Genomic DNA, 4,212 nt, shown 5'->3' on the forward strand with positions numbered 1-4,212 from the left:
CTATTATTGATTTCACATTGGCTTTTTTAAGTTGCCAAAGTGCTTGCATAATCTCTTCTTCAGCTTTAGTTAATTGTTTCATATGCATTTATTTCTTTAGTTAAACTTGCTTACAATAGATCCTAAAAAACAGTTTAGATCATAAAACCTAATTAAAGAATCTTAAAACAAATATAACTAAATATTTAGTTGAACTAAATTTTTAGTTAAAAATGTAACTAAAACAAACTTAAAACGTCTTATCTATTGACTTTAAACTATTTACATGGAAGTCTTCTTAGTAACACTAGCGCTTATCTTAATGCTGTTAGGGATTTTAGGCAGTTTTTTACCTGTTATTCCTGGGCCACTAACTAGTTGGGCTGGTCTTTTAGTACTTCATTTTACTGAAGGTGTAGAATTAAGCCAAACGTTATTAATTGTAACACTCTTAGTGGCTATATTAATATATGTTTTAGATTATTTTATCCCAGCTATAGGCACAAAACGCTTTGGCGGAAGTAAAGCTGGTGTGATAGGTACTACATTAGGTTTAGTTATTGGTTTAATTACACCTATTCCTTTTGGAATAATTATTGGTCCTTTTGTTGGTGCTTTAGTCGGAGAAATGATTCACAGAAATGATATGAAAAAAGCACTAAAAGCGGCTTTTGGGTCTTTTTTAGGTTTTATAGCCTCTACGTTTTTAAAGTTTATCGTCGCTATTATTTTTTTAGGCTTTTTTATTGCTAAGCTTTCTGAACATAATTCGAGTTGGTTTTAGTCTTATAACAATAAAGAAAAAACCTAGTCACTGAAACAGTAACTAGGTCATTATCTTGCTATTAACTCAACAATTACTTAAGAGGGATTAATTAATTCTTGTTGACTTGACGTAAAAGTATGGTACTCCTTTAAATTTTTGTTGCGGTAAAACCACCGACTTGGTGTGGGAAAACCGTAATTCTCAACAATAACAATGGATTGAAGCGTGTTTTCAAAGCTTAAAAAGTACAACTTTTATTATATTTTTTTATAAATAGCCTTTATCTCTTGCTTCATGAAGCAAAGTTTCATCTTTTCCATCAGTAACAGAAAACAATAATTTAAGCTGTTTTTTTCGTTTTTCAATAGCACTGGTTGAAAGCGGAATGTATTCACACAAACTTTTTGTTTTTATCCCTTGAGATAAAAGATGTAAAATTTTTCTATTAACATCATCTACATATATCTCGCTAGTAAAAGTTTTTTTTACATAATTACTTACAGTGCTACTGTAATAAGGTGGATATTTAATAATTTGCTGAAATGCATCTGCTAACTCTACAGAGGTAAGATCACTCTTTATAAGAAAACCATCTGGATTTATCTCTTTAATAATATTATGAATTCTAAAAGATTCATTAAACATTGTTAGAATTATAATTTTAGCATTTGGCAATACTTCTTTTGCCAAAAGCGCTAAATCTTCACCTGATGCATATTTACCGTCCTCTGATGCTGGTAAACTTATATCAAAAAAACAAACATCATAAGGTGTAGCTTTAGATGCTCTATTAATCATTAATTGCGCTGTGTCACAATTATTGGCTGTGTCAATTAGCAAGGTTTGATCTTCATCTTTTGTTGCCATTAACACATTTTGGTAGCCCTCAATTATTATTGGATGATCATCTACCATTAAGATGTTAATATCTTTCATCTGTTTTTATTCAAAATATTATAGACAGACGGAATTTTCCATAAAACATTTAATCAAAGTTAAGTTGTTTTATGATTAATTTCATGTCGATTGGTTTACGTAAGGAATCTTAACATTTACTGTTGTACCATTGCCAGATTGAGAGGTGAAAATGATTTCTCCATTAATCTCTTCAACTCGAGAAGTCATGTTTTTTAAACCAATACCTTTTTTGCTCTTCGATGCATCAAATCCCTCTCCATCATCGATGATGTTCAAGCAAATTACGCTTTTTTCTAATGAAATACTAATTTTTATGACACTAGCTTTAGCGTGTTTATAGATATTTTGCATGGATTCTTGTATAACTCTGTAAATGTTGATTTTAGTTTTATTGGGCACTGAATCCCAACTAATATCGTCTGTAAAGTTAAAGCTGTATTTTAATCCATAAGCTTTAGCTTGGCTCTCTACAAGTTCTGAAACTATATCCATAAAACCAGCACCAGACACAAAATCTGTATTTAACTCATGAGATATTTTGCGTATATCTTCTTCAATAATTTTTAATTGACCTATGTAATTTGCTCTAGACAACATAGCCTCTTTACCTTCATTGAAATTTATGCTATCTAGACTAAGACGTGTACCAAAAAGTCTTCCAAGAACACCATCATGCAATTCTTCTGAAATACGTTTCTTTTCTTGTGTTCTCGCCTCATCAACTTTATTTTGTTGATTTAACATTAAGTTATAAATATCCTCATTGGCTTTTTGTTGTACTTTAATAAGTTTAAGTTTTCTGTTTTTAGCTCTCTGAGAAATAACTAAATAAATCAAAACTGCTGTAAGCAACAATCCACTTGATAAAATAAGTAAATAAAGGTTTTCTCTAGACATTTGCTCGTTCTCTGCTTCGAGTTGATCAGTTTCTAATTCTATTCTTGCATGTTTATTTCTTACTCTTCGTTCAACTTTTAACAAACTATCTGAAACTTGTATATGCTCTTTTAAATATATTATAGATTCTTCTTTATCTAATTTTGATAGTAACAATAACGATTCTAGACGGATTTCATTTGATTTTAAATTCTTAGCTAAACCATACGCTTCTTTAGCTTTTATTAAAGCATTCTCATTTTTATTAACTGCTTTAAAGAATTTTGCCATGCTTATTGCTGTTCCCATTTTTGTATTATCATCATTAATACTATCAGCAATAATATATGAGCGTTGAAACTTACTTAATATCTCATTTTCATTATAAGAACCATCTAAGAAGTTTGTATATGCTAAATTTTCTAGAATTAATGCATAAAAAGAAGGGTCATTCTCATAAAGATTTTTCTCATTTAACACTTCTGTAAAGATCTTGACTGCCTCTTTATATTTACCTTGTTTTCTTTTAACAAAAGCTATATTATTCAAAGTATAAATACCATTATTAAAATCATTCTCCATTCTTTTAGAAATATCATAAGCTTGTTCATGATATTCTAAGGCTTGTTCATTATCATCTAAATCATCAGATATACTAGCTAAAGAATTGTACAAAATCCATTTTTGATCCTGAATGTCATTCGTTTCTTTAACACCATCAAGTAGTCTTAATGCCTTAACAGCATTTTCACCGGCACCATAGTAATCCTTTCCATCTAATTGTAGCTTAGACAGACTTCCTAAAGCATAAGACAAATTAACATATTCATCAATCGCGTCAAAAGCCTTAACTGCTTTAGAATAATAATAATATGAGCTATCTTTTTTGTCGTTCAAAAAAAATGCATAGCCAAGAGCATTATATGCATGAGCCAAAGAATTTGAGTCTTTACATCGTTCAGCCAGTGCTTTTATATGATGATTGCTAATTATATAATTTTTAAAATCTTCATTATCAAAATAATAATTTCGGATTTTTTTTTGAACAACTAATTGAATTGAATCATTACTCAATTCCTTTGCTAATAAATTCGCCTTAATTAAAAACATAAATTGCTCAGAATCTGAATAATCTTCAATCTGAGAATAATGAAGAAATTTAATGATACTATCCTGCTCAACACTCTCGTCAATCGACTGAGAATAAGCAACCTGCATAAGAAAAATAACTATTAAGAGAATTGATTTCAATACTTAAATTATGTATGTTTAATCAAATTTAAGATAAAATATATTCTTCACCTCAAATATTATCATATAACACAATAAGCCCTTGCATAAAAACAAGGGCTTATTGTGTTATATGATAATATTATCTTTTAATCTTAACTTTGATTAGGAGCTTTTATTTTTGATTTTTTGTGAGCTAATAAATTAATATGAGTAGAACTTTCTTTTAATGTTGGATCATTATTTACAACCTCATCAGATTGTACACTAGACACAGTTAACATAGTAATTGCAATTAAAGTCAAAGTAATTTTTAGGGTTTTCATAAGTATCAATTTAGGGTTAAATAATATAGTCAATACAATATTGTAACGATTAACGCTACGTTGAGGGAAGGGAATGGATTATTAACTACCTTAGGTTTTATCCTAAAATTGTACTAA

The 4,212-nt window shown here is 29.1% G+C and carries 4 protein-coding genes and 1 pseudogene; 1 reads left to right on the forward strand and 4 read right to left on the reverse strand.

Annotated features, from left to right (window positions below):
* Positions 1–82: pseudogene (locus tag N4A42_RS06085) on the reverse strand (BlaI/MecI/CopY family transcriptional regulator); the annotation flags it as partial.
* A gap of 183 nt (positions 83–265) precedes the next feature.
* Here N4A42_RS06085 and N4A42_RS06090 point away from each other — a divergent pair.
* Positions 266–763 carry a DUF456 domain-containing protein gene (locus N4A42_RS06090; protein WP_294071394.1) on the forward strand — a complete coding sequence of 166 codons (498 nt, stop codon included), beginning with the start codon at positions 266–268 and terminating at the stop codon, positions 761–763.
* A gap of 249 nt (positions 764–1,012) precedes the next feature.
* On the opposite strand, the gene N4A42_RS06095 is transcribed toward N4A42_RS06090, so the two are convergent.
* From N4A42_RS06095 to N4A42_RS06105, 3 genes are all read right to left on the reverse strand, one after another.
* A complete protein-coding gene (locus N4A42_RS06095; RefSeq protein ID WP_294071396.1) occupies positions 1,013–1,681 on the reverse strand; it encodes a response regulator in 669 nt (222 codons plus the stop codon).
* Positions 1,682–1,762: 81 nt separating this feature from the next.
* Positions 1,763–3,790, reverse strand: coding sequence for a tetratricopeptide repeat-containing sensor histidine kinase (locus tag N4A42_RS06100; RefSeq protein WP_294071398.1), 2,028 nt, complete (start codon positions 3,788–3,790; stop codon positions 1,763–1,765).
* Between the two features lie 134 nt (positions 3,791–3,924).
* Positions 3,925–4,095 carry a hypothetical protein gene (locus N4A42_RS06105; RefSeq protein ID WP_294071400.1) on the reverse strand — a complete coding sequence of 57 codons (171 nt, stop codon included), beginning with the start codon at positions 4,093–4,095 and terminating at the stop codon, positions 3,925–3,927.
* Positions 4,096–4,212: the final 117 nt, after the last annotated feature.

The organism is Winogradskyella sp. (assembly GCF_025210595.1).
GTDB lineage: Bacteria > Bacteroidota > Bacteroidia > Flavobacteriales > Flavobacteriaceae > Winogradskyella.

Coding starts and splice junctions, on each gene's coding strand:
- N4A42_RS06090 (WP_294071394.1), top strand. CDS start 266: ATGGAAGTCTTCTTAGTAACACTAGCGCTTATCTTAATGCTGTTAGGG.
- N4A42_RS06095 (WP_294071396.1), bottom strand. CDS start 1,681: ATGAAAGATATTAACATCTTAATGGTAGATGATCATCCAATAATAATT.
- N4A42_RS06105 (WP_294071400.1), bottom strand. CDS start 4,095: ATGAAAACCCTAAAAATTACTTTGACTTTAATTGCAATTACTATGTTA.